Source organism: Enterobacteriaceae bacterium ESL0689 (assembly GCA_029433525.1).
GTDB lineage: Bacteria > Pseudomonadota > Gammaproteobacteria > Enterobacterales > Enterobacteriaceae > JAQTIF01.
The window spans coordinates 2,156,095-2,179,722 of sequence record JAQTIF010000001.1; the positions used below are offsets into that span (position 1 = coordinate 2,156,095).

Consider the following 23,628-nt stretch of genomic DNA (forward strand, 5'->3'; position numbering starts at 1 on the left):
ACACTGCTTTGGCTACGATATGTCGTTTTGCCGAAACATCAGTGAGGCAGATGTGGTAATATCCATACACCAGAAGAGATATTCTCAGGCAGCACTTTATACAATAACGCTATGACAGAACAACAAAAGTTCACTCTTCAGCAACTATTTCAATCGACTGACGACCTGATGCTGCGTGATAAAACACGCTTTTCCCGCCGCCTGCAGGGGACGAAAAAAGTGAAAGATCCCGCCGCCCGGCAGGCCGTTCTTCAGCAGCTGGCGCAAGAGATAGCAGAGGCGACTGAAAAAGTCCGCCGCCGTGAAGCGGCGTGTCCGCCGATAAGCTACCCGCAAAACCTTCCCGTCAGCCAGAAAAAAGAGCAAATATTGCAGGCGATTCGTGACCATCAGGTGGTGATTGTCGCCGGGGAAACCGGTTCAGGTAAAACCACGCAGCTACCTAAAATCTGTCTCGAACTGGGACGCGGAATAAAAGGTCTTATCGGCCATACGCAACCGCGTCGCCTCGCAGCGCGCACTGTTGCCAGCCGGATTGCCGAAGAGCTTAACAGTGAACCGGGTGGCTGTGTGGGTTATAAAGTGCGTTTTAACGATCACGTCAGTGATCAGACGCTGGTCAAGCTGATGACCGACGGTATTTTACTGGCGGAAATCCAGCAGGATCGCTTACTGAGCCAGTATGACACCATCATTATCGACGAAGCCCATGAACGCAGCCTGAATATTGATTTTTTGCTCGGTTATTTGCGTCGACTGCTCCCCGAACGCCCGGATCTGAAAGTCATTATTACCTCGGCAACGATCGATCCCCAGCGTTTCTCACGCCATTTTAATCACGCACCGGTGATTGAAGTCTCTGGCCGTACCTGGCCGGTGGAAGTGCGCTACCGTCCGATCGTGGATGAGGTGGATGATGGCGATCGCGATCAATTGCAGGCTATTTTTGACGCGGTCGATGAACTGGAGCGTGAGAGTGCGGGCGATATTCTGATTTTCATGAGCGGTGAACGGGAAATTCGCGATACCGCTGATGCCCTGAATAAACGCGAACTACGCCATACCGAAGTGTTGCCGTTATATGCCCGCTTATCAAACAGTGAGCAAAATCGTATCTTCCAGCCCCATAGCGGCCGACGTATTGTGCTGGCCACCAATGTTGCGGAAACCTCACTGACGGTTCCTGGTATCAAGTACGTTATCGATCCCGGTATGGCGCGGATCAGTCGCTATAGCTACCGTACCAAAGTCCAGCGTCTGCCGATTGAGCCCATATCCCAGGCCTCAGCTAATCAGCGTAAAGGACGTTGTGGTCGCGTCTCGCAGGGGATCTGCATCCGCCTCTATTCTGAAGTGGATTTCCTGTCACGGCCCGAATTTACTGACCCGGAAATCCTGCGCACCAATCTGGCCTCGGTTATTTTGCAGATGACGGCGCTTGGCCTCGGTGATATCGCCGCATTCCCGTTTGTCGAAGCACCGGACAAACGCCATATTCAGGATGGGATACGGCTGCTGGAAGAACTGGGAGCGATCCACAACGCCGGGAACATGGCCGGTTATGCCCTGACTCCGCTGGGACGTCAGCTCAGTCAGCTACCAGTCGATCCCCGTCTGGCGCGGATGGTACTGGCGGCACAAACCCAGGGTTGTGTGCGGGAAGCAATGATTATCGCCGCTGCGTTGTCTATTCAGGACCCACGCGAACGACCGCTGGATAAACAACAGGCATCGGATGAAAAACACCGCCGCTTTGTTGATAAAGATTCGGATTTCCTGACGATAATTAATTTATGGAACTATCTGAATGAACAACAAAAAATATTACCGACAAACGCATTTCGTCGCTTGTGTCGCAGCGATTTCCTTAACTATTTGCGGATCCGTGAATGGCAGGATATCTATACTCAACTGCGCCAGGCAGTGAAAGCACTGGGATTAGCGGTAAATAGCCAGCCCGCGGAATATCGTGAAATTCACAGCGCTCTGCTCAGCGGCTTGTTATCGCATATAGGTCATAAAGAGGGCGAAAAACAGGAGTATTGCGGAGCCCGCAATGCCCGTTTTGCGCTCTTCCCGGGCTCGGGATTATTTAAAAAACCGCCAAAATGGGTCATGGTCGCCGAACTGGTGGAAACCCGTCGCCTGTGGGGGCGGATTGCCGCCCGTATTGATCCGGAATGGGTGGAACCGATCGCTCTGCACCTGCTCAAACGGTCATACAGTGAACCCCACTGGGAGCGAAAACAAGGCGCGGTCATGGCCAGCGAAAAGGTGACGCTATATGGCTTACCTGTCGTCAGCGGGCGCAAGGTCAACTACAGTCAGATAGATCCGACCCTGTGTCGGGAACTGTTTATCCGCCATGCGCTGGTCGAAGGTGACTGGCAGACACGACACACTTTTTTCCACCAGAATCTTAATCTGCGTAACGAAATCGAAGCGCTGGAGCATAAATCGCGTCGTCGCGATATTCTGGTCGATGATGAGACGCTGTTTGCTTTTTATGATCAGCGCATCAGCCCTGAAGTTATATCTGCACGTCACTTTGATAAATGGTGGCAACAAACTCGCCATGACACACCGGATTTGCTCAACTTCGAAAAGAGTATGTTGATAAAAGAGGGTGCAGAGCAAATCAACAAGCTGGATTACCCCAATTTCTGGTATCAGGGCGATCTGAAGTTAGCGCTCTCCTATCAGTTTGAGCCCGGCACCGACGCAGATGGCGTCACGGTACATATTCCGTTGCCACTGCTTAACCAGGTCACGGAAAACGGATTTGAATGGCAAATCCCGGGCCTGCGCCGGGAACTGATTATCGCACTGATCAAATCATTACCTAAACCGGTACGGCGAAATTTTGTCCCGGCACCCAATTATGCCGAAGCCTTTCTCGGCCGGGCAACCCCGCAGGCATTACCCTTGCTCGATGCCCTGGAACGCGAACTGCGCCTGATGACCGGAGTCACGGTTGATCGTGAAAGCTGGCAGTGGGATCAGATCGCTGATCACCTGAAGATCACCTTTCGGGTGGTGGATGAGAATAACCGCAAGCTGGCAGAAGGGTGCTCACTGGCAGCATTAAAAGAGCGGCTCAGGGACAAGGTACAGGAGACACTGTCGGCCATCGCGGATGATGGCATCGAACAACAGGGACTGCATATCTGGAGTTTCGGTGAGCTGGCACAAAGTTATGAGCAAAAGCGTGGCGGCTATCGGGTAAAAGCCTGGCCCGCGCTGGTTGACGAAAGTGACAGTGTCGCTATTAAGTTGTTTGATAATCAAGCCGAACAACAACAGGCGATGTGGCAGGGGCTGCGTCGTCTGTTGTTACTGAATATTCCCTCGCCGATTAAATATCTGCATGAGAAGCTGCCAAACAAAGCGAAACTGGGGCTCTATTTCAATCCTTACGGTAAGGTGCTGGATCTGATTGATGACTGCATCGCCTGTGGCGTGGACAAACTGATCGCTGACGCAGGCGGCCCGGTATGGTGTGAAGCCTCTTTTACCCGGCTGCATAACAAGGTTCGCGGCGAACTTAACGATACCGTTGTCGATATTGCTCAGCAGGTTGAACAGATCCTGACGCGGGTATTTAATATCAATAAACGACTGAAAGGGCGGGTGGATATGAATATGGCGCTCGGGCTTGCTGATATTAAAGCGCAGATAAGCGGGCTGATCTATCGTGGTTTCGTCACCGCGAATGGCTTCCGGCGGCTGGCCGATACCCAGCGTTATCTGCAGGCGATTGAGAAACGGCTGGAAAAAATGGCGGTGGACCCCCATCGTGATCGCGCGCAGATGCTCAGGATTGAACATCTCCAGCAAGCCTGGCGACAATGGCTGAACAAGCTGCCGCCTCAGCGCCGTAACGATGATGATATCCAGGCGATCCGCTGGATGATCGAAGAGCTGCGGGTTAGCTATTTTGCCCAACAACTGGGTACGCCCTATCCGGTCTCTGATAAACGTATTTTACAGGCGATGGAGCAGATCACGGCCTGACCATCATCTAATTAAGGATAAACAATGATGAAGAACACTTTTCCCGCGCTGTCTATTGCCAGCCTCAATGCGGCTAACCGGTTAGCTCAGTGGCTGGCCGAAGATGATTTTAGCGACCAGGCCACGCGACCGCCGATAGATATTGTCGTCCTCGCAGGAAATGCGGTGATCCCGACGATTGACGCCGCCTGTCAACTGGCGGCTGAGCGCGCTGTGCCGCTGCTGATCAGTGGCGGTATTGGCCATTCAACGCCCTTTCTCTATGATGCGGTACGCCATGATCCGCGTTATCATCAGCTCGCGGTCGCCATGCGCCCGGAAGCGCATATTCTCGCTGATATTGCCCGCCAGTTCTGGCAGATACCGGCAGAAAAAATTGTGATTGAGGATCGCTCAACGAACTGTGGCGAGAATGCGCGATTCACGCGCGAAAAACTGGCATCGCTGGGCGATATCCCGCGTTGTGGCGTCGTGCTCCAGGATCCGACGCTGCAGCGGCGAACGATGGCAACCTTTGCCCGCGCCTGGCAAGACGCAACCTTTGCGCCACGCTGGTACAGTCTGCCTGGCTACACACCACAATTAGCTAATACCGATAGTGGACTGACTTTTGTTGATAACCCAGGCGGTTTGTGGCCGGTGGAACGCTATCTGTCTTTACTGCTGGGTGAACTACCGCGCTTACAGGATAACCCGCAGGGTTATGGCCCTCGCGGGAAAGACTTTATTACCCATGTCGATATTCCCGCCGATATTATGGCGGCAGGCGAACAGCTGATAACAGACCCGCTGTTAAAAAACATTGTGCAGCGATAATAACAAATACGTAACAATAAAGCCGGGTACTACGCGCCAGGGTGAACATAATTGATAATATATTATTTCAATAGCTATTTGCCATAATAAGGAGGATGATACCCCTGCTATCGTTTATTTTTTATTTCAGAAACACAGGAATTATTATGAAACGAGCGTTATTAGCTTCTCTACTGATGGTTATTCCGGCATTAACTCAGGCAGCTCCTGCACAACCTCACTGGGATTATGAAGGTAAGGGCGCACCGGAAAACTGGGGAAAGCTTAGCACTGATTTTGCCACCTGCCATAATGGCAAATTTCAGTCGCCCATCGATATTAATAACGTATTGCAGGCACAACTTCCACCGCTCGATCTGGTATTTAAAAATACCAGTGAAACGGTCGTTAACAATGGTCATACCATTCAGGTCAGCGCCAAAAGTGAAGATCAATTCACACTTGATGGCGAGACTTTCCAGCTGATGCAGTATCATTTCCATACGCCCAGTGAAAACCATATTAATGGCAAATCTTATCCGCTGGAAGCACACTTCGTTCATGCAGCGGAAGATGGCGCGGTGGCCGTTGTAGCGGTTATGTTTGAAGTGGGTAAAGAAAATAGTGCACTGAATCCAATACTGGACGCGATTCCGGATCAAATGAATAAAGAGGTCTCTTTACAAAAGAAACTTGACCTGAGAACCCTGTTCCCGGAAAAACTCGATTACTATCGTTTTAGTGGCTCATTGACTACACCACCTTGCACGGAAGGTATTCGCTGGCTGGTGATGTCTGATAATGTCACATTATCGGCGGAACAACTTGCCCGCTTCCAGAGTGTACTGAAACACAGTAATAATCGTCCGGTACAACCATTAAATGGGCGTATTATTGCTAAATAAATCAGTTGCGCATTAATAATTAGTATGCCATAGCGATATCGTAAATAATGCGCTATCGCTATGGTGATGATATCAATTATTATTTCTGTTTTCATTCTGACTTATGTTTTAGTATTATTTTTGTCCTTTAAATATATAATCGAAATAAATCAATGAACCAGAATATGTCTACCATTGATGTAGAAAATGACAGCTATGGCTTTCACCATATTGCTAACCACCTTGCACAATCTATTCTGAAAACAAAACGTGAAGAAAGTACCGTAACAGGTATCGAAGGTGCATGGGGGACGGGTAAAACCCATTTTCTCAATCTGCTACATTTCGCTCTGATCAAACAGAAAAGCGATAAAACCTTTGTATTACGTGTTTCTCCCTGGCTCAATGGCAATGATACCAGTCTGGTAGCATCGTTGCTACAGCCGGTTGACGGAATCATTTCCAGCGCAGAAGGGCGTCCTTCTTTTCCTCAAAAGCCTGTCAGTCAAAACCGCGAAAAAAATGTCAGCAAAACAACCAGCGTCATGATGGAATATATCCAGGCAACGGCACATCATCCAGCATCGAGAGCACCATTGACAGCAAGAACATCTGAGGCGCCGCGAACAAAAACCACCGTACAGCTATACGGCGAAGTGGCAGCAAAAATGGATGCACTGGATCTGAATTTCATTATCCTGCTGGACGATCTGGACCGACTGGAACCGGAACAGGTCGTCGAAGTCATGCGTATCATTAGCGCCGTCGCCAGTTTTCCTCGTTTTCACTACATCCTGTGTTATGACAAAGCTGTACTGGTTCAGGCGATTGAAACCGGGTTTGCCATCAGCGATGGAGAACAGTATCTGCACAGAATAGTGCCGATTACCTTCACGCTGCCACGCCCGGAATCCGCCCGTTTACGTCAGACGTTACTGGCCGGGGTCATTCGGTTGTTTACTGACGTCCATGGCAACGAACCTGACGAAGAGATCAAAAAAGATCTGGTGAGAGTGGTTGGAACTTATGGCTCTGAGATAAAAGTGTTCCGTGAAGTACAGATGGTGCTCAATGATTTGACCTTCCGATATGAAGGTATTCGTGATTATGTCTATTTTCCGGATCTGTTCTTTCTGCAGTTAATCCAGACGCTCAATCCGGCACTGTATAGCTGGATAGAAAAATACCTGATCACCCGCGCCATGATAGTGTCCGGGGAAGACCATCTTCATGAAGAAGAGCAAAGCGAATGGACTCATACTCTGAGCCTGTGTCTGTCCAGTTTCCATGCTTCCGAGGCCAGGGCTGCAACGGCGCTGTGTCTATGGATACCCGGTATCTCCGGCAAGAAAATCGATAATTTAATGCTGTTCGATCCGATAACGGATGAAGTGAAAGCATTGATGACAAAATATCGTCGTCTCGGCAGCACTGCTTACTGGCGTTATTATTTCACTTTCTCAGCGCCACAACAGCTTCTGCCGGCAGATTATATTAACAAACTGTTCCATTCGGCTGCCGATAAACAGTCCGCACCAGCGCTGGCAGAATCGTTACTGAGTACCATTAATAATCATAATCTCCCTTCACATACCTGGTTTGAACATATTCTGAGCCAGTTAACGCCAGCGACGATAAATAAACATACCTTTGCGGAATGTGAAGGTATGTTGATGTTCTTTTTCAATCATGGCGATGAAATCACCACCCGTTATCGACAGAAAAGCCATTATGTTGCCTGGTATGATCTTGATGTCAACGGTGTGGTTGATCGGCTGGTGGAGAAAATCCTGGCGGATGATCGCACAAGGGCGATGGAAATACTGCTGTTGCTCATAAAGGCTGGACGCTCCTGCGTCTGGATCGCTTTTTATATCCGTTATCTGATCTGGCATAACATTCAGTTTAACCATCGTCCGGAATCGAGACTGGTGCACATGCTCAGTAATGATGAGTTGAATAGCATTCGCCAGCATTTTTGCGAGCGCCTTATGCATGCGGGTACACCTGTTCCTGCCGAGTGGGATTTGAGAGCATTAATCCGCGCCTGGCAGGATATTGCTGATCGGGAATCATTACTGAACTGGATAAAGCTGCATACAGAAAGTGACAAAGACTTCCTGGCATTCTTACTACGGCTCCGTGCACCGATGAACACGATAGCCAGTGGATATCGTTGGTGCCTTAATATAAGAGAGATCGGTCATCTGTTTGATGGCGAGGAGAGGCTTCTGGACAGGCTGGATCTCATTGAGCTGGATGGCCATTTCCCTGACGAAATCAAAGCGATTCGATCCGCTATCGACCAGTATAATAAGACACGGAAACATTACGTATAAACGGTATTCTGCATCATCATAGGGGTAAGAATATACGATAAAGAAAGAATCTGGACGATATTACACATTTCAGGGGTGATTATGATTGATATAGAAGTGGGGGTACTAAAATTTCAACTAACACCTTACGAAAGAGAGTGTGATCTCGATTATGATGACTGGATACATGTCTGGATTGAATTTTTTTTACCAGAATTGAAAACAGCGTTTAACACAGCATTCACAAGCTGGGAGCTTTCAGAATTAAAAAATGGCATTGCCAATATATATCAAAGTATGATTTCATCCAGTCAATCATCTCCGGCGAACTTTGATAGTATGGAAAGAAGGGTCTGTATTTCTTTGCGCAAAGTACATCCTGAACATGTCGAAGTTAATTTAGTCTTGCGGCCAGAGGATCATGCCGATAGCGTTATCGTCACCGATATATTTTACCTTGACCAGAGTTACTTTCCGGCGTTACTGTCCGGTCTTAACGAGATAATTAACTGGCAGAACTAAACCTGATCGGTCAATCATACGGCTATCTGATAGCCAGGGGATATCATTTTTGGCTTAAGATAAGAGAAATCGGCCATCTGTTTGATGGCGAGGAGATACTTCTGGAATAGTATACTGGTAACGGCACTCCATCGCCCACACATCAAAATAGCAGTGCAGGCACGAGATGAATATGTAATTTGAAGCTCAACTGTTGCACACTTAATTCATTGAATATAATAGATAATTTATCTTTGATTAAGAGAAGAAGGTATCAACAATCTTATCCCAAATGGGATAATAGATATCATCAAAAAAATCGTATACAACTGAATCTGTAGCAAAGGTAAACGCAACAACAGAGGCGATACCAGCAACAACGATTGCATATTCAATCGTTGTAACAGCGTGCTCACTCTTTTTAAATAAATCAATCTTTATTGAAAGGTTAGTGCAAACTTTCAGATACTTATTATAAACATTAGTTAACATTATTTCTCCTTACCAAAAAAGTAACAGCGTTAAATGCGTATACTTCAGTTTCAGGCTACATATGCCTGATATATTTTTATATTATATTTATTGTGTGGCATTTTACTTCAGAATTTAACATAAAAGCAATATCCTTTTTATCGAAGAGACTCTTTCCATTTTGGAGATTTTTAAAGTGATAAAAGATTGTTAATTTAATACAAAATTTTATAATATGTCAGCTATATAAAAATATATCAGGCACGTTCCGGAGGGAGCAGAGAGGAATGGTCTGTGCCGGATGTTCACTGCGCGTTCATCACCAGTGTGATAATCCGATATTCACTATCAGCAACAGGATTGCTTATGATGGATTAATGGTATACGGCAAAAAGACAGCGCCTTGCTTTCTACGCTGGCGGCAAATGTGCCCGCAAGTGTCACCTTTAGTGCCTCCATTCAGAACATCACAGACTGAACAAAAAGTTAACTTCTGCTCCCCAGATCGCTGTCTCCGGGTAGCCCGTTAATCATTCTTGTCAGTTCTTCACAGCGGATAATTTTTTCAGATGACAAAGTAAAGCAGGCGAAAACTTCAAACTCGCTCTGCTCTGCTCACCTTGATGGTTTTCCACATTCACATAGTGATGCGTGAACACCGTATTATTTTCGGATACGACACGTTTAATAGAAATACTCATCCGTTTGGTATGCGATTTGATGGCCTTCATATGGGCGATAAAGCCATAGTAGTCCAGTTGTTTACCATCCACGATCTGTTGATAATCAGGCGCAAAAAACGCTGCGATTTGATGCTCGTCATGCAGTGGCTCGGTGATGAGTGTCTGTAATGCTACAATGACTGTTTGCTTAACACTCGGCATTTGCTTCTCCTTTCTGAGTGATGGTCGGAAGTCTACTTCAGCGCCGGACGCATCAGGCGCTGAGTCCGGAAAATCCAGGGTTTAATTCATCATGAATAAGATTCGTTTTTTGACATTAGCATCATGAAAGAGAGATAAAAAAAATGAAAGATGTTATTGTTGCTATTGGTAGTGGTGCTATCGCACGACGGGTCAGCGTCGGGAAACATATTCTTCTGGCTGATATCAAAACAGAAAATGGCCGGCATGCTGAAAATAATCCCTCTCGTAAACACGACGACAGTCGGCGAATTAACTCTATCAGCGCCGGGATTTATTCTTTCCGCAACATGATGCTTGCCGTATGGTCGTCATGTCGCTTCACTTCTCATTCGGAGTTTCAAAGATGGCTTTAAATGTGAAAGGTTATGCCGCTTTTGCCGCGAAAGAGGATTTAGTGCCACACAGCTTTATCCGTCGCGATCCACGCGATAACGATATAGTTATCGAGATTTTATACAGTGGTGTTTGTCACTCAGATATCCACAATGCATTTAATGACTGGGGCGGCGCAAAATATCCAATGGTGCCGGGTCATGAAATCATTGGTCGTGTCACCCAGGTTGGCAAGGCGGTGACCAAATTCCGCGTAGGCGACTATGCCGGTGTAGGCTGCATGGTGGATTCCTGCCAGCATTGTAAACCCTGTGAACAAGGGCTGGAGCAGTACTGTGAAGAGGGCAATACCTTAACCTATAACGATGTTGATAGACACGATCATATGCCAACTTATGGCGGCTATTCGGACAAGATTGTGGTCACCGAAAAATTCGGCATCAAAGTACCTGATACGCTGGACCTGAAAGGCGCTGCACCCTTGCTGTGCGCGGGTATCACCACCTGGTCACCGCTTCGCCACTGGAATGTTGGCCCAGGCAGTAAAGTGGCGGTCGTTGGGTTAGGGGGCCTGGGGCATATGGCGATTAAATTCGCTAAGGCACTGGGGGCGGAAGTCACTTTATTCAGTCGTTCGCCGAATAAAGAGGCCGATGCTCGCCGCCTGGGAGCCACGCATATTGTTATTTCAACCGATGAAAAACAGATGCAGAGCGTGCATAACCAGTTTGATTTGATTATCGATACGGTGCCTTATGTTCATGACCTGAATCCCTATATTCCGACGCTGGCGCTAAACGGAACACTGGTGCTTGTGGGGTATCTGGGGGATTTGAATCCGATGTTGAACAGTGCGCCGTTGATTTTAGGGCGAAAATCGGTGGCCGGATCGGTCATTGGTGGGATTGCGGAGACCCAGGAGATGATCGATTTCTGTGCAGAGCATCAAATAACGTCTGATATTGAATTGATAAATATTCAGGACATTAACGCAGCCTGGCAGCGGATGCTGAAGAGCGATGTTAAATATCGATTCGTAATTGATATGGCTTCGCTGAAGGCGTGATCAAAAAAGGCGGTAGAATATACCGCCTTTTTATGATACCCCGGTTGGTACTAAGCGCCTGATGGGCCAGGCGCTAACTACACGCCACTCGCCACGTACTTAATACGATAATTCTCTTGTCCTGCGCCTGGCTCACTGCCGAAATCCACCTGTAGTAACTGCCAGCGGCTTACGTCCCACGCGCAAAGTTGTCCTTCCTGTGGCAAGGCCGAAAGAACACTATGCGCGACAATGGGTCGCCTTCTCATCGACAACCAGGCTGCGTTGCGTACTTCATCAATATCGGGCAGACGTAGCGCCAGCCAGGTATCAATCTGTGGCCATCCGAAATCCTGGGTCAGCTTTTTAAAACCGGGACTCTGTAAAAAATTTGCCATCGCTTTAGCATTTTTCCAGAGATAAAGCGGTGCATAGCGATTCTCAGCGCAATAAGCATCATCACTACGGGAGACGAGATACGTCTTAAAAAACAGCCCCGGAAAACCATCCAGCTTCGCACCATTTTCCTGAATGCGTGTATCAATCACCGCCATGTCGTAATCAGCGGGTAGGGTATAGCGGTATTGCATGACAATCACAGTATCTCCTCCAATGTGATGTTCAGTCAGCTCCGGAGCGCTGCTGTCTTCGTATTAACCGTTAAATGATTCTGCTACGATAGTTTCATCCTGAAAATCAAATTATTTACGATCAACAATCCCGTATTACAGGATGATAATGAACAAACTTCCCCTGACGCTCGACCTTGATGCCCTTCGCGGTTTTGTGACTGGTATTGAATCTGGCAGCTTTACACATGCAGCGACCCGCCTGTGCCGCTCAACCTCGGCATTGAGTGCTCAGCTTAAAAAGCTGGAACGACAATGCGAGACCGAACTGGTAGAGAAAAAAGGGCGACACCTGACGCTGACCCGAAACGGCGAAATACTGATGGGCTATGCCCATCGTCTGCTGGCTCTGAATGATGAGGCGCTGCGGACACTGAAGGACGAGCTGTTACAGGGAGAAATCCGCTTCGGCATGCAGGAGGACTTTGGCGCGTCGCTGATGCCCGGTATTCTGGGCAAATTTAAGCGCCAGCATCCGGGACTGGGTATCATCGCCCGGGTGGATCGCAATCAGGCGCTGCTCACGGCGCTCGGTGACAACACGCTCGATATGGCACTGCTGTGGCAGCAGGAAAACAATCCACGCGAGGGGAAACTTATCACTCAGTGTCAGCTGGCGTGGATACAGCATCCGGATTTGGATATCAGCAGGCTGCTAACGCAGGGGGAACCGGTGCCGCTGGTGATGTTTGAAAACCCATGTCTGATGAGGTCACGCGCCATCGCTTCCCTGAATCGGGCTGGCATTGCCTGGCGGGTGATGTTTGTCAGTCAGAGTCTGAGCGGTATCTGGGCGGCGGTGCAGGCCGGGCTTGGCATCACTCTGCGCACGCGTGTCGGGATGCCCGACAACCTACGCGTGGTGGGGAGTATTCTGCCTTCTACGGGGAAGCTTGGGATTATGCTTGCGCAGGGAAACACAACGAATGAAAGTGCTCAAGCAAGACTGGGACAACTGATAGAAGAGGCGTTATCAGGTGTAAAATAAGCGCTTTTTTGTGCATGTCCAGACACCTTTTTTTGCAGCATCGTGCATCCAGCAAAATCGGCGGATGGCCAGGCGCGTTCGCAACCTGGCCCATGCAATGCCGTTTTAAAGCAACTCAATCGTTCCTTTTTGTCCATCAACCCGAACGCACTGGCCATTTTTTAACCTGCTCATTACCCGACGAATCCCCATGACGGCAGGAAGGCCGAGTTCCCTGGCGGTCACTGCACCATGCGAAAGGGGCCTACCACTTTCAGTGATAACGCCGCTGGCGCGATAAAACAGCGCCGTCCACGCCGGGTTGGTGGTGCGGGCAACGAGAATCGCCCCCTGAGGGAAAAGGGGAAGATCAGGAGCATGGATGACCGGATCTTTCCAGCCTTCCAGTAAGCCATCAATTGGGAGGTGGTCATCATCTTTTGTCAGCACTAATTTAACATAATATACATTATACGCACCAATGGCAAGGATGGCAGAATCTGGCGGGAATCGTTGACACTTGCCGTCAACTGGCTACTATCGACAATGATTCAAAATCATCCGTTTCTCCAAACGAATCAGAATCAAATGTCTGTCAGCAGTAAGTGAACGGCCTGACCTCACCAATCAGGCCTGTTCATCCAGTTGCAGTTGGTAAATCTGTACCTGATACACGAGAATCAAACACCACTTCTTCAGTGCCATCACCATGATGTCGGACAATCTGGTAACCGGATTGCGGGTTCTGCCTCTCAGCTTCATAAGCAGCCCGGAATGCTGGATCTTTGAGAAGTATCACTTTCAGCTCCTGATGTGTCATGAATTTTTTCATGAATAACCCCCGATGAATGCTGCCGCGCCGAATCAGCCATAACGCTGAAAATGGAAACTGTACGGCTTGGCCAACCCCGGACAGCAACAAAACAAGTTTTGTCACTGACCGGCGTTATCTTTCAAAACAGACAGTTAACGATTTTTTGTCTGGTGTTTATGCGTAAAATTTCCTGCGTACGAAATTCACCACCAATAAACAAACGGACGATGACTGACCGGAAAAGCAATGCCGTCAGCATCATGACCACGCATTACCTGATTGAGAAGCCTTCTGACTTCACAGCGCTCAGGCCTGGTCATCATCATATTGCGATACCAGGACGGCGATTTATCAAACCATCTGGCACAACTGGCAAAATGTGAACCCACACGACGATAAGACTTAAGGCGACCACCGGGAAGTCGGTCACGCGCCTTATTTTTTACAGACATAATAAATCCTCTAAGTAACTGAATACCTAGAAGATGTCGTACTGTTCATACCCCATAAAAGTTAACGCCATAATAAAAATCCATACGATCAGTTCAGGTTGTCCCGGAACAGTTCACCGCCCCTCGCGGCGCTGCGGGGCGTCGCCCTGCTCCGGTCAACCTTTCTGACCTGAAGCATCACCATAATATCAGTCTTGGGCTTTGTTGAATAAATCGAACTTTCAGGTGACTGGCGGATCTGATAGCTACAGTCATTTCAATATCTGGCCACTATGGGCTTTGTTGAATAAATCAGAGGCAGTCGATGGAGTCTATGGTTCCCTCGGATACATCCGTTATGCGATCCGGACACTATGCGGCATACCCAACGACGTCATTCGATTCAGCGCTTTGATCATCGCCATCGCTTCACCCGCCTGCGCATCATAGTCTCGCAGGCTCAGATGACCACCCAGCAACGTTTTGACGCGGTACATCGCTGTTTCTGCCAGTGAACGCCGGTGATAGCCCACTTTCTTTTTCCAGACATCATTACTGCCGCTCAGAGGCTGATTGGCCACCGCATGGTTACGTTCATGATACTTCCCGGACCAGTATTGCGCGCCACTTCGTGGCGGGATCAGTGGCCTGATTTTTTCCTCAACAAGGCATCGTGGCAGTAATGCGTGTCGTAAGCACCGTCTGCCGAAGCTTCCCTGGTTTTCCTGTGGGTCTGGTTTATCAAACCCTCCAGTGCCTGCGCATCCGTCGTTCCGCTGAGCGATAAGTCAGCACAGATTATCTCGTGCGTCGCACTGTCTGCGGCCAGATGAAGCTTGCGCCACACTCTGCGCTTGTCAGTCCCGTGCTGCCGGACTTTCCATTCACCTTCACCAGCGACTTTCAGGCCCGTACTGTCAATGACGAGGTGTGAGATCTTGCCACGGGCTGGCGTTTTTATGCTGATGTTAACGGTGCTGTCCCGCTTGCTGAGCAGAGAGTAGTCCGGGCAGCGCAGCGGCAGAGCCATCAGCTTAAAAATCGAGTCAACGAAGCCCTGTAAAGCCCGGAGCGACAGGTTGAACACGCGTTTCATCATCAGTACCGTGGTAATTGCCATATCGGTGTAGGGTGTGTCCCGTAACTATTTTTTGTACCATCTGGTATCTGTCTCACTATAGAAAGTCCTTTAGATATGGCTCGCTACGATTTCCCGGATGAGGCGTGGGCACTGATTTCTCCCATGCTACCACCTGAAAAAGCCTCTTCCAGAGGGGGACGCCCTTATTTTTCTCACAGACACGTCATGAATGGCATATTCTGGATCCTTTGTTCCGGTGCCCCATGGCGGGATTTACCTGAACGTTACGGCTGCTGGAAAACGATATATAACCGTTTTAACCGGTGGTCAAAAAGTGGCGTAATGAACAGTATTTTCAATAAATTACTTCAGATACTTGATGAAAAATCGTTGATTGACTGGGATGTCATCGCACTTGACGGAAGTAACATCAGGGCCTGAAAGCGGCTGCGGGTGCAAAAAAATATCCCGATGACTCAGATGACCATGGGCTGGGTCGCTCACGCGGCGGCTTTGGCACCAAAATCCATCTGGCAACAGATGGTACAGGATTACCCTTAAGTTTCTGCCTGAGCGGTGGGCAGGCTCACGAAAGTCAGTACGCAAAACCCTTACTCAGACAAATCGGTGTTATTCGAAAAAGTGGTTGTCTGAAGTCGCGCCCCAAAGCTGTGCTGGTGGATAAAGGATACTCAGGCGGTAATCTTCGTATTTATTTAAAAACGAAGGGAATAAAGGCAGTTATTCCTTTCAAATCAAACGAAAAAGCAAGTCGTGATGGTCGTCGAACACTGGATCGTCAGTTATATAAAAAGCGCAATGTGGTGGAACGCTGCTTTGCAATACTGAAAGAAAACCGTCGAATAGCCACGCGCTCAGAAAAAACAGCCAGAAACTATCTGAGCATGCTAAAACTGGGGGCAATCAGGTTGTTTTTAAGGCGGTTGTTAGGTTAAGGGACACAGCCTAGGCTGTGTCCCTTAACCTATTTGAAGGTCAGAATTGAAAGCAAAAATTATCTCTAAAAAGGCAATTTTGGCTGATAAATGCACTTTTTGTGGCGATTTTTCACCCTCACAATGATGCTGTATTGTACAAAAAACAGTTACGGGACACACCCTAGTGAAGTGGCCGGCCTCGCCCCTCAGGCTTTGCACTGTCAGTCCATGCAGCAATGGCAGCCTCATCAAGCCAGATCGTCAGTGAGCCACGTTGTCTGAGTGCGTTATTGTAGGCATTCCAGTTGGTTATTTTAAACTTTTGCTTTGCCATAGTGACCAGATATTGAAATGACTGTAGCTATCAGATCCGCCAGTCACCTGAAAGTTCGATTTATTCAACAAAGCCTGCACGATGTAGAAGATAAATTCCCATATGAGGTATTACACCCGCAACATGGAATTGAAATTTTAGCGGGGATAAGTTTTGGAAGTAAAACAAAATACCGAATAAAACTCATATGGGATGATAATTATAAAAAAAGGAATGAAGAGGAGTTTTTCGTTTCTATATAAATTGGTTCGCACAATGACGTTATGCTAAAGAGGCCGCTGCGGGATTCGATTTTCGCAGCGGCATTTTCAACATAACGAGTCGTACATTATGCGCACTAAAATTATAACAGTAAAACTATCGCGTCAATATCTTTAACAAACGCTGGATTCAGTATGCAGCTAAACCCAGCGTTATCCATTACCGAATTTCCGGTTGTGGTGCTTTCCAGCTTCTGGTTAGCACTGGTTTCTGCGGCCAGTATGTCCGCAGGAATATCATAAATTCACCGTCAGGTACAATTATTAGTAGTTACTGAAAATGTCCTGATGCGTTCCGGTACGTGATAATTTGAGATCTTCAGCGTCTACTTTATAAATAAGTATCCAGTCGCCTTCTATATGGGCATCACGGAAGCCCCGCCACTCACCTTGTAGCAGGTGATCTTCATACTCCTGAGGTATTTCCTTTTCTTCGACAAGTAACGTTATTAACGTCTTTAGCTTGTCCATATCCTTACCGCGTTTTTTAAGTCGTTTTACATCTCGTTTGAAAGCACTCGCATATACCGGTGTTAGCATCAGATCTCCAGGTCATTAAACATAGCCTCAGTAGATTCGAATCGTTTACCGTGCCCTGTTTCCAGCTCCTCAATAGCTTTACGGGTAATGGCGTTTGGTGTATTTATCTCGAAAGGTAATCGCCCCTCATCAGCGATGCGTATCATGACTAACCGGATAACGTCTGATGTGCTGAGACCGATTTTATTAAGTGCAGCGACAGCTCTTTCCTTTGTATCCTTAGGGATACGGGCTTTTACCAGTGCATCTGCATTCATTTGTATAACTCCAGAAGCGATTAAAAGTAGACAACGGTTGCATGTTATCGAATGTGGATACATTGTGGTCACGTGTCAAGATTTTATAAAATCATAACAGCTCACCGCCTGATCAATTTTACCCCACCTCCACTCAATCATCAAACGATCAAAATTGCATCTCATGCCCGTTTTTGATATACAAAAAAGCGTTATTTTTTATGCCTCAGCAAGCCAGAAGGGTTTTTGCCTGATACGAAAATGAAATAAAAATAAAAATAATTTTTAACAAATTACACTGCTCTCAGTATCAGGATAGTTGTCACTCCATGCCCTTAGACTGATTTTTCAGAGGGAGTGACAACTATCCTGACACTGAAGGCTCTGGTTGGGCATGCTATGGTGAACTGGTACATCTTGTCTGTTTTGTCCGGTGTCGTCAGCCAGGTGTGGTATTTCCGCACCTGGCTTTAGTTCAATGGCTTACCGTTGGCCGGATCAAGGGTTTTCTTCCCTGCTCAACTTCTTAATCAACGCTTCTGAGGGTTTTGCTATCTTTTAATTTACTGGGTTTACAGCACAACCAGACAAGCGGCACAGCGAAGAATATATTTAGTATATTGCTGATTTTATACATGATCTCATACCCGGTTTGCCCGTCAGTTATTGAACGGAGCAGATAAAAACAGCCCGTCATAACCACTGGAATAACCAGCACATTGATTAATACAATTCCGCCAAACCACCAGCCAGAATAACCGATATCATGCATTCGCCGGATACCCAGCGAAAGGATTGGCAGAAATAAAATCATCGGAGCCAGTCCATGCAACGGTAAGTAAACATAATAAACCCACACCAGCACCATGCCGCCGTCACCCTGTTCAGCGAGCGAGGTCAGCCACAGATAACTACCTGATGCAAGAAGGAGAATAATGAGTATATTGATGATAATAAATGACCAGAACGCCTGCCGGGAAGCACACCCCCGGTAAACAAAGGTCTTTCGCCAGCCCTGCCAGTAACAATGCCAAAAACTCTCTGACATATATCCTCCGGAATAAAAAATAGATGGACAATTCCTGTCATGATATACAGGTATTATTAATGAGCTATAGTAAACAGATAAAACGGAAACAATATAATATCCCCGGACAGAGTTACAGGTTTCATAAGTATATTCGTTGCCAGTTTTTCAATATCAATATTCGATCCTCCAGTATAGTGGGTTACAAAGAAACGAATCTGGTTGTTATGTTAAAATATTAACGATAACCGTTCTGATGCAGAACAAAATCTATTTCTGACTGGTAACGAGTCAGATCACTCATTGACGCTGACTATCATATCATCAACCGGCGTAGTGCCACTGAATATCTTCTCCGGTAGCCGGAAGTGACGCAGTTTCAGCAGTGCCAGCGGCCCCGAACCCGCTTCCGTACGCAGGATGTAGTTCAGCGACCTTCCATCCGGTGCCTGCCAGCTCAGGCGGTAGCTGCTTTCCACGCCGGGATAAGCGCTCACCTGCGCCTGATCCAGCAGCCGTATCCAGCCCCAGCTTCCTGGCATATCCGCATACTGCCGGGTTCCCGCTTTCGTGCTTATCCAGCTTAATTCCGCTCCTGGAGCCTCGCTGTCACCCGGCCAGTTGAAGCGTTTCCACTCCGGCATCTGGTTCATGTAACGCAGCTTCTGGCTGTCGATAACCATATCCGTCTGCATCACCCCTTCAGCGGTGCCCGGACGCAGTTCGAAACTCATCCCGGCATTGCCTGCGATGAAAGCCTCTTCTGCTATCTGGCTCAGAGTGTTGATGGCGCTGAGAAACGCCGGGTTAAATTCCAGTCCCTGAGCATTAATACTGTCCGGCACCCAGTGGTTGCCCTCCCGGTGCAACAGACCATTCAGCCGGGTCTGTAAAAACCGGCTGATATGCCCGGTGTCGCTACTGATATAACGCGCCAGCAGTGGCAGCGAGGTGTCGCTGGCACTGTCGGCAAACGGATAACGGCCGCCGAAAGCAGCATTCCATTCGCTAACCACCGCCTGCTGCCACTGGACATTGAGACTCTCCGCCGCCGGGCCCAATACCTGCTGCCAGGCCTGCTCCATCGGTTCGACAAATACCGTGCGGCCAAATCCGCCCCACTCCTGCCCCAGTCCCGCTGCCAGCAGACTGCCGTAGTCCCGGGTGTCTGTGAGGTCTACCGATTTGCCCTCAAACACCGTACGCGCCAGGGTGCGGGTCATCGCTTGTGGATCGGCGGCACTGGTCACCTGCTGGAGCCGCAGCCGCACCTGGGTCACCCGGGTCAGATAGGACTGAAAACTCTGCGCGTCACTGGCAGTGCGGGTGCGGTCGAGCAGCGCCAGCAGCGGGCCAAAGGTGGCGTCCAGCGGCCCGTGTACGTCGTCATTCTGCTCAATAACCGGCTGCGGGTGTTTATGCAGCAGATTTTGCGCCGACTTCACCAGCGAATCCGCTATCGCTTCACCACGCTGTCCGGTGCGTCCCTGCACACTGACCGTGTTCATCAACGCCACCAGCGGCGACTGGCGCACATCGGCCATCAGGGTTAACTGCTCCACAGCGTCAGATAAGGTAGCTGCCCGGTGCCAGCGCAGGCTGTTGAGAAATCCCAGCCAGGCATTACCAAAGTCAGCAAAATAGCGCTCGGTCAGCCGCTGTTGCAGCGCCTGGGGGGAGATATCCTCCTGGGTGGTAAGTGGGTGCTGGCTGTCTGTCAGCACCCAGTCCAGCTCATCGCGCCGGTTTTTCACCACCTCGGCAATCGCGGGCTGAACCGCCTGCTCCCACGCCTGACGGGTAAACATCCCTGGCACCACTTCATCGGTGCTGAACAGCCGCCTGGCATCGGTATCGCCGGTCATGTCCTCCAGACGCAGGTCACTGTACAGGTTCGCCACCCGCACCAGCATCTTCTGATACAGCCCTGTTTCACTGTTGCGCATCCCTATCAGACGCACCAGCAGCGCCCGGGTCTGGCTGATCAGCGCCTCATCTGCTGCCCCCTGCCAGCCAGGATGGGCGGCCAGTTGCGCGCCATAAAACGCCAGCAGCGAGGTCGCTACCCCCTGCCACACGCCATTCTTCACGCCGTCGCGCACTGGCCAGTCCGCCAGCAGGGTTTTGCTGAACCATGGAGCATTCATATGTGCCGGACGGGTCAGCATCAGATACAGTTTCAGTTGGTCATAAGCGTTTTTCGCCTGCTTATCCCGTAACGGGCTGTCCGGTGGCAGGGAGGTAAAGGCTCTCAGTTGTACCTGCAAATGGGTCAGCGCCGCATCCCGTAACAGCGGTTGTGCGCTGGCCTGATACTGTGGCCACAGTGCGGCCAGCAGCCGATCATTGTGACTCAGCCCGGCGCGCTGATACCACGGCACCCCGTGTTCTGCACGGTACTGTAACTGTGCGACTGTTTTCTGGAGTTCCATCAGCGCCTGTAAGCGCGCCGCCAGCGGCTGATTAACCTGTGTCGCCCTGGCTACGGCAGTGCCACTGTCGATAATCTGGTTGCGGTTGCTGAAATAAGAACATCCCATCCATACCGCCCAGCCGACCATCAGGGTGGCACAGGCCGGTGCCAGTGCTGTACGCCAACGCAATCCTGGCTGACGCGGACGCAGTGCCACCGGCAGCATATGTACTGAATCCGGAATTATTTCCCAGCGCCGATCCATACCCCAGTGATGGGGGATCTGACGAGCCGTTCCTTCGGAGGGCTGGCTGAATATCACCCCTGCCAGTGGTAGTGCCCGGCAGGGAGTGAGCAATATTGACAGCGGCGTGCTGATACTCTGCGGACTGCTGCATAACTGGTCAGCCAGCATCAGCAGAAAGTGGTGTTTCACATCGCCACATATCTGCTGTACGCCACGTTCAATCAGTTCTTCACTAAGGGCGGCGAGCTGCTGTATCAGCGTTTCTTCCTGGCATCCGGCAGGCAACAGGCAACCAATCGCCTGCACCACCCTTCCCTGCGGCAAACCGGCGCTGGGATGCTGCGACCAGACATACAGCGGCAGACGCCAGCCCAGTAACACCATTCGTTGATTAATCGCCTGCGCCAGCGTGTCCATCCTGTCGGCAGAAGGTGGCGGCGATGGGGGAGCCGGTTCAAGACTGGGAAGCTGATCAAAGGCGGCTGTCACCCACACGATCCCGTCTGCCGGACGGTGGCGCAGTTGGCGCAGCGCCTTCAGCCATGCCTGGTCAGCGGGCATATCCGGGTCGCCGCCCCATAACAGCAGCGTCCCTCCATCCTCTTGCCATAACTGACGAGTGAGACCTGGGGTCAGTTGTTCAACATCCGCGACCTGCCCGATGATCAGCAGAATGCGCACCTTGCTGCCCCAGCGCCAGTGGTAGAGCTGACGCATGGTAGCGCGGATTTCGCCAACGGTAATGTGGCGAGGCGGTATTTTTGCCACGCGCGCTTCATCGTCAGGATTTTCATTCTTCTGTTTCGCCTGTATGCGATGCCAGCTCTGCTGGATAAGCAGCTGTACGCTACCACCATAACGGAGTAACAGAATAATCATTATCGCACAGGCTATCCCCAGCCACTTCAGACCCGGCGTATTCAGCCCCAGCCGATCACCATACTGCCAGATAAGCCAGCCGACGCCCGCAACTATCGCCGCAGACAGGGCCGTGCGCCACAAGCCACCACGCCATACTGAATTCTCAACTGTGTTCATGGTTAATCCCTGTTGTCATGGTATTAATAAAACGCTGCCCTTCACTTTCCGATAACATCAGACAATCTGCCTGATGGATTTTGATGACATCGCTGATCATCGCGGTCACTATCCACGGAGAAAAGGGACCACAAAGCCCGCTATATCGCTCCAGCGTATGAAGCTGTGTTGTCTCCTGGTGCGCCTGATATTGTTCTCTGACCCCATAGAGTGCGGCGAAAGCGCGCCCCCACTGCGCCGTATCAGCGATAATGTATTGCGTATTAATGGCCTGGCGCTGAATGGAAAAATAGCGATCCAGTTGATCACTCAGATCGCCCTCTTCCAGCGCCATCGGGCGCAGCAGACGCACAGGATGACTAAGCTCATAGCGGCTGGCGACATCATCTGTGGTCAGCAATAAGGTAGCCACCGCATCGCTGTAGTGTTCGCCCCCGTTCATTTGTTGCACCAGAATCAGTTCAGCGGTGATGACCGCTGTTTTAATGCGCTGCTCAACCGCCGCAAAAGAGTATGAGTGAACAATTTCAGCAACCGGTGCCGGGCGTTCTGCTGGCATGACCTGACGCCAGCACTCTCTGAAAGTGGCCTGCAAGTGGGATGCTTCTTGCGCGGCATCCGTCAGCAGAAACACATTCAGGGTGATATCCGGTGGCAGCTGTAACAGAGAAGCTTCGGCACTCTCCAGTTGTTTTAACAGCCACGTTTTCTCGTTGTCTGCGGGGAGCCGTCTTACCAGTCCGCTGCACATCGGTAAACTGGCATCACCGGGGATCAGCCTGGTAGCGGTGAAGGAGTCTGGCAGGATCACTTCACTGTGCAGCACGGCCAGATAACGTCCGCCCCACGCCGTCCACTGCTGCTGGGTATAATCGGCCTCTTTCAGTTCAAACTGATGCTTATCAACCCTGTTGTTATACCGCCAGCCGCGCAAACAGATAGCAACAAACCACAAACCGGGGAGTGCTGCTGATAACAACCAGATATTGTGATGTTGCCATGATCCCAGTAACTGATTGGCATGAAAGATAAAGATAAAACCGCCCGCAACCAGTGCGGCAAAGCCAGCAACAAGCCATAACAGCAGTGATGGCTCTTCCGGCAGCGGAGTAACTGATGATTTTTGACGCTTCCAGACCATGATTTATCCTGTCGTGTACTTTGGTATATGTGAGATAACCTGATAAACCGCATTATTCACTTCCACGGTCTTACCGTAAGAGAATTAATATCAGGCCAATTCCGCGAACAACAGATATTATCCCTGACCAAATCGCCCTTATTATCATTGTCGAACGAGGTGATAAAGTTGTTCTTATGAGTGATTTTATCACCTGGTGATACACGCTCTTTTGCCATATGCAGATCTATTGGTGTTTATTGTGC

At 49.4% G+C, this 23,628-nt stretch carries 20 protein-coding genes and 3 pseudogenes; 10 read left to right on the forward strand and 13 right to left on the reverse strand.

What is annotated here, in order from left to right:
• Positions 1–111: 111 nt before the first annotated feature.
• From hrpA to PT300_10405, 5 genes are all read left to right on the forward strand, one after another.
• Positions 112–4,014, forward strand: a complete 3,903-nt coding sequence (gene hrpA, locus PT300_10385; protein MDF7680964.1) for an ATP-dependent RNA helicase HrpA — start codon at positions 112–114, stop codon at positions 4,012–4,014.
• A gap of 27 nt (positions 4,015–4,041) precedes the next feature.
• The gene (locus PT300_10390; GenBank protein ID MDF7680965.1) at positions 4,042–4,830 is read left to right on the forward strand and encodes a YdcF family protein; all 789 of its coding nucleotides are present in this window, start codon (positions 4,042–4,044) and stop codon (positions 4,828–4,830) included.
• A gap of 146 nt (positions 4,831–4,976) precedes the next feature.
• Complete coding sequence (locus PT300_10395; protein MDF7680966.1) at positions 4,977–5,714, forward strand: carbonic anhydrase family protein; 738 nt, start codon at positions 4,977–4,979, stop codon at positions 5,712–5,714.
• Between the two features lie 164 nt (positions 5,715–5,878).
• Positions 5,879–8,032: a P-loop NTPase fold protein gene (locus PT300_10400; GenBank protein ID MDF7680967.1), complete on the forward strand. Its 2,154-nt coding sequence runs from the start codon at positions 5,879–5,881 to the stop codon at positions 8,030–8,032.
• An 81-nt stretch (positions 8,033–8,113) separates the two neighbouring features.
• Positions 8,114–8,533 carry a hypothetical protein gene (locus tag PT300_10405; GenBank protein MDF7680968.1) on the forward strand — a complete coding sequence of 140 codons (420 nt, stop codon included), beginning with the start codon at positions 8,114–8,116 and terminating at the stop codon, positions 8,531–8,533.
• A gap of 237 nt (positions 8,534–8,770) precedes the next feature.
• Here PT300_10405 and PT300_10410 read toward each other — a convergent pair whose 3' ends face one another.
• Complete coding sequence (locus PT300_10410) at positions 8,771–9,004, reverse strand: Flp family type IVb pilin (GenBank protein ID MDF7680969.1); 234 nt, start codon at positions 9,002–9,004, stop codon at positions 8,771–8,773.
• A 518-nt stretch (positions 9,005–9,522) separates the two neighbouring features.
• Positions 9,523–9,867, reverse strand: coding sequence for a nuclear transport factor 2 family protein (locus PT300_10415; protein ID MDF7680970.1), 345 nt, complete (start codon positions 9,865–9,867; stop codon positions 9,523–9,525).
• Between the two features lie 143 nt (positions 9,868–10,010).
• Here PT300_10415 and PT300_10420 point away from each other — a divergent pair, with 143 nt between their 5' ends.
• On the forward strand, positions 10,011–10,262 hold the full coding sequence (locus PT300_10420) for a hypothetical protein (GenBank protein MDF7680971.1): 252 nt from the start codon (positions 10,011–10,013) through the stop codon (positions 10,260–10,262).
• Positions 10,253–11,308 carry an NAD(P)-dependent alcohol dehydrogenase gene (locus tag PT300_10425; protein ID MDF7680972.1) on the forward strand — a complete coding sequence of 352 codons (1,056 nt, stop codon included), beginning with the start codon at positions 10,253–10,255 and terminating at the stop codon, positions 11,306–11,308. The genes PT300_10420 and PT300_10425 overlap by 10 nt, the downstream gene beginning before the upstream one ends.
• Before the next feature lie 77 nt (positions 11,309–11,385).
• Here the strand turns inward: PT300_10425 and PT300_10430 are convergent, their stop codons facing one another.
• Positions 11,386–11,877, reverse strand: coding sequence for a DUF4865 family protein (locus PT300_10430; GenBank protein ID MDF7680973.1), 492 nt, complete (start codon positions 11,875–11,877; stop codon positions 11,386–11,388).
• 148 nt (positions 11,878–12,025) lie between these two features.
• On the opposite strand from PT300_10430, the gene PT300_10435 reads away from it, so the two are divergent.
• Positions 12,026–12,904 (forward strand): LysR substrate-binding domain-containing protein, encoded by an 879-nt coding sequence (locus tag PT300_10435; GenBank protein ID MDF7680974.1) that lies wholly within the window; start codon positions 12,026–12,028, stop codon positions 12,902–12,904.
• 105 nt (positions 12,905–13,009) lie between these two features.
• Here PT300_10435 and PT300_10440 read toward each other — a convergent pair whose 3' ends face one another.
• The 4 genes and pseudogenes from PT300_10440 to PT300_10455 all read right to left on the reverse strand — a co-directional run bounded on the left by PT300_10440 (position 13,010) and on the right by PT300_10455 (position 15,257).
• Positions 13,010–13,333, reverse strand: a complete 324-nt coding sequence (locus PT300_10440; protein MDF7680975.1) for a PEP-utilizing enzyme — start codon at positions 13,331–13,333, stop codon at positions 13,010–13,012.
• A gap of 170 nt (positions 13,334–13,503) precedes the next feature.
• Positions 13,504–13,703, reverse strand: a pseudogene (locus PT300_10445) (hypothetical protein).
• 197 nt (positions 13,704–13,900) lie between these two features.
• On the reverse strand, positions 13,901–14,149 hold the full coding sequence (locus tag PT300_10450) for a hypothetical protein (protein ID MDF7680976.1): 249 nt from the start codon (positions 14,147–14,149) through the stop codon (positions 13,901–13,903).
• Positions 14,150–14,484: 335 nt separating this feature from the next.
• A pseudogene (locus PT300_10455) lies at positions 14,485–15,257 on the reverse strand (IS5 family transposase).
• 66 nt (positions 15,258–15,323) lie between these two features.
• Here PT300_10455 and PT300_10460 point away from each other — a divergent pair.
• Positions 15,324–16,165 (forward strand): IS5 family transposase gene (locus PT300_10460; GenBank protein ID MDF7680977.1). Its coding sequence is split into 2 segments (ribosomal slippage): positions 15,324–15,645 and positions 15,645–16,165, totalling 843 coding nucleotides; the frame shifts between segments, so codons are not numbered across the junction.
• Positions 16,166–16,331: 166 nt separating this feature from the next.
• Here the strand turns inward: PT300_10460 and PT300_10465 are convergent.
• A pseudogene (locus PT300_10465) lies at positions 16,332–16,481 on the reverse strand (transposase).
• Between the two features lie 17 nt (positions 16,482–16,498).
• On the opposite strand from PT300_10465, the gene PT300_10470 reads away from it, so the two are divergent.
• The gene (locus tag PT300_10470; protein ID MDF7680978.1) at positions 16,499–16,723 is read left to right on the forward strand and encodes a hypothetical protein; all 225 of its coding nucleotides are present in this window, start codon (positions 16,499–16,501) and stop codon (positions 16,721–16,723) included.
• A gap of 282 nt (positions 16,724–17,005) precedes the next feature.
• On the opposite strand, the gene PT300_10475 is transcribed toward PT300_10470, so the two are convergent.
• The 5 genes from PT300_10475 to PT300_10495 form a co-directional block, all read right to left on the reverse strand.
• On the reverse strand, positions 17,006–17,281 hold the full coding sequence (locus PT300_10475) for a type II toxin-antitoxin system YafQ family toxin (GenBank protein ID MDF7680979.1): 276 nt from the start codon (positions 17,279–17,281) through the stop codon (positions 17,006–17,008).
• Entirely contained in the window at positions 17,281–17,538 is a 258-nt protein-coding gene (locus PT300_10480; protein ID MDF7680980.1) for a type II toxin-antitoxin system RelB/DinJ family antitoxin, read from the reverse strand. The genes PT300_10475 and PT300_10480 overlap by 1 nt, the downstream gene beginning before the upstream one ends.
• 505 nt (positions 17,539–18,043) lie before the next feature.
• The gene (locus tag PT300_10485; protein MDF7680981.1) at positions 18,044–18,565 is read right to left on the reverse strand and encodes a DUF805 domain-containing protein; all 522 of its coding nucleotides are present in this window, start codon (positions 18,563–18,565) and stop codon (positions 18,044–18,046) included.
• 275 nt (positions 18,566–18,840) lie between these two features.
• Positions 18,841–22,242 (reverse strand): ImcF-related family protein, encoded by a 3,402-nt coding sequence (locus PT300_10490; protein ID MDF7680982.1) that lies wholly within the window; start codon positions 22,240–22,242, stop codon positions 18,841–18,843.
• On the reverse strand, positions 22,229–23,383 hold the full coding sequence (locus PT300_10495) for a hypothetical protein (GenBank protein MDF7680983.1): 1,155 nt from the start codon (positions 23,381–23,383) through the stop codon (positions 22,229–22,231). The genes PT300_10490 and PT300_10495 overlap by 14 nt, the downstream gene beginning before the upstream one ends.
• Positions 23,384–23,628 lie beyond the last annotated feature (245 nt).

What these genes read in the sequence shown, in the direction of transcription:
- PT300_10400 (MDF7680967.1), top strand. Translation starts at nt 5,879, where the DNA reads ATGTCTACCATTGATGTAGAAAATGACAGCTATGGCTTTCACCATATT.
- PT300_10420 (MDF7680971.1), top strand. Translation starts at nt 10,011, where the DNA reads ATGAAAGATGTTATTGTTGCTATTGGTAGTGGTGCTATCGCACGACGG.
- PT300_10470 (MDF7680978.1), top strand. Translation starts at nt 16,499, where the DNA reads ATGACTGTAGCTATCAGATCCGCCAGTCACCTGAAAGTTCGATTTATT.
- hrpA (MDF7680964.1), top strand. Translation starts at nt 112, where the DNA reads ATGACAGAACAACAAAAGTTCACTCTTCAGCAACTATTTCAATCGACT.
- PT300_10495 (MDF7680983.1), bottom strand. Translation starts at nt 23,383, where the DNA reads ATGGTCTGGAAGCGTCAAAAATCATCAGTTACTCCGCTGCCGGAAGAG.
- PT300_10410 (MDF7680969.1), bottom strand. Translation starts at nt 9,004, where the DNA reads ATGTTAACTAATGTTTATAATAAGTATCTGAAAGTTTGCACTAACCTT.
- PT300_10485 (MDF7680981.1), bottom strand. Translation starts at nt 18,565, where the DNA reads ATGTCAGAGAGTTTTTGGCATTGTTACTGGCAGGGCTGGCGAAAGACC.
- PT300_10450 (MDF7680976.1), bottom strand. Translation starts at nt 14,149, where the DNA reads ATGTCTGTAAAAAATAAGGCGCGTGACCGACTTCCCGGTGGTCGCCTT.
- PT300_10430 (MDF7680973.1), bottom strand. Translation starts at nt 11,877, where the DNA reads ATGCAATACCGCTATACCCTACCCGCTGATTACGACATGGCGGTGATT.
- PT300_10475 (MDF7680979.1), bottom strand. Translation starts at nt 17,281, where the DNA reads ATGCTAACACCGGTATATGCGAGTGCTTTCAAACGAGATGTAAAACGA.
- PT300_10395 (MDF7680966.1), top strand. Translation starts at nt 4,977, where the DNA reads ATGAAACGAGCGTTATTAGCTTCTCTACTGATGGTTATTCCGGCATTA.
- PT300_10490 (MDF7680982.1), bottom strand. Translation starts at nt 22,242, where the DNA reads ATGAACACAGTTGAGAATTCAGTATGGCGTGGTGGCTTGTGGCGCACG.
- PT300_10425 (MDF7680972.1), top strand. Translation starts at nt 10,253, where the DNA reads ATGGCTTTAAATGTGAAAGGTTATGCCGCTTTTGCCGCGAAAGAGGAT.
- PT300_10415 (MDF7680970.1), bottom strand. Translation starts at nt 9,867, where the DNA reads ATGCCGAGTGTTAAGCAAACAGTCATTGTAGCATTACAGACACTCATC.
- PT300_10390 (MDF7680965.1), top strand. Translation starts at nt 4,042, where the DNA reads ATGAAGAACACTTTTCCCGCGCTGTCTATTGCCAGCCTCAATGCGGCT.
- PT300_10405 (MDF7680968.1), top strand. Translation starts at nt 8,114, where the DNA reads ATGATTGATATAGAAGTGGGGGTACTAAAATTTCAACTAACACCTTAC.
- PT300_10435 (MDF7680974.1), top strand. Translation starts at nt 12,026, where the DNA reads ATGAACAAACTTCCCCTGACGCTCGACCTTGATGCCCTTCGCGGTTTT.
- PT300_10480 (MDF7680980.1), bottom strand. Translation starts at nt 17,538, where the DNA reads ATGAATGCAGATGCACTGGTAAAAGCCCGTATCCCTAAGGATACAAAG.